Source organism: Kutzneria sp. 744, assembly GCF_000568255.1.
GTDB lineage: Bacteria > Actinomycetota > Actinomycetes > Mycobacteriales > Pseudonocardiaceae > Kutzneria.
Genome location: NZ_KK037166.1, coordinates 5,366,315 through 5,367,403 on the forward strand (window position 1 = coordinate 5,366,315; position 1,089 = coordinate 5,367,403).

General features: G+C 72.4%; 1 protein-coding gene and 1 pseudogene. Both read right to left on the reverse strand.

Translation table 11 applies throughout. The features are described 5' to 3' along the window. Positions 1-71 precede the first annotated feature (71 nt). Positions 72-803 (reverse strand): ESX secretion-associated protein EspG, encoded by a 732-nt coding sequence (locus KUTG_RS53795; RefSeq protein WP_052395328.1) that lies wholly within the window; start codon positions 801-803, stop codon positions 72-74. Then, positions 803-1,089, reverse strand: a pseudogene (locus tag KUTG_RS61605) (hypothetical protein); the annotation flags it as partial. The gene KUTG_RS53795 and the pseudogene KUTG_RS61605, both read right to left, overlap by 1 nt.

A 1,089-nucleotide genomic window follows, 5' to 3' on the forward strand; every position in this document is an offset into this window, starting at 1 on the left:
ATGAGCGCTACCGGATGGAGCAGTTACTCACCCGTTCGTGTCAACAATGTCAGCCGACCGAGGAGTAATCCTCAGCGTCGGTTGGCCATCCTGATCATGTCCCCGAGGCGGTGGATGAGGCCGCTGGCGTCGGCCGGCGAGAGGGTGGCCCAGTCCTCGCCGTCACGGCCCCGCCCGGCCACGCCGAGGTAGCGGCCGGCCTCGGTGTCGAACCAGCTCAACCCGGGCATGCGCCGCCCGACGCCGTGCTCGTCGAACATGGCCCCGGCGAACTGCCCTAGCCGCAGCACGGGCTCGCCGAGCATGGTGGTCAGCGTCTGGGACTCGGGGCTGTGCCGGTTGGGCTGCGCGAGTTCCTTGGCCGGCACCGAAACCTGCTGCCCGGGGCCGGGCTGGTGCGGCGGCAGGAGGGCCACCAGCGACGCCGCCAGCGCGGTGTCGCGGATGTACTCCAGCCGCATCGTGCCGCCCTGCTGCACGGCCAGCAGCGCCCGCTGCCCGACGGCGACGGTCGCGGCGTACAGCATCAGCCCGCGCTGGCGGTCCAGCGTGGAGATGGTGTCCAGCTGGACGTGCGGGCGCGCCAACAGCTGGAGCGCGTCGTGGAGGTTGGGGTCGAGCTGGCGACCGCGCGCCAGCCCACCCCGCTCCAGGTCCTCGTACACGGCCGTGCGCAACCGCGCGCGCTCGTCCAGGGTCGCCCCGTGGCTGGGCACGTCGAACGGATAGGGCACGGACCCGAGTCGCAGGTCCTCCCACACGATGTCGAACGCGGCCAGCGGGAGGATCGCGATCGGCGGCATCAGTACCCGCCGGTCGGATTCTCACCGATGACGGTCGGGGCGACCATCTGGCCGTCGCCGAACACGTCGTCGGTCTCGACCAGGAAGGTCGGCCGCTTGTGCTCCTTGTCCTCTTCCTTCTTGCCGCCACGGCCGGCGCCGCCCGCGCCCATGCCGGACTGGCCGGCACTGCCCGAAGCACCGCCCATGCCACCGCGCGCACCGGCGTCCTCGGCCGCACTGCCCGCGCCGGTCGAGCCACCCATGCCGGGCTTGCCCGCCGAGGACGTCGACGAGGAGCCGCCCA

Excerpts from the sequence above, each read along its gene's own strand:
- KUTG_RS53795 (WP_052395328.1), bottom strand. The coding sequence starts at position 803 with ATGCCGCCGATCGCGATCCTCCCGCTGGCCGCGTTCGACATCGTGTGG.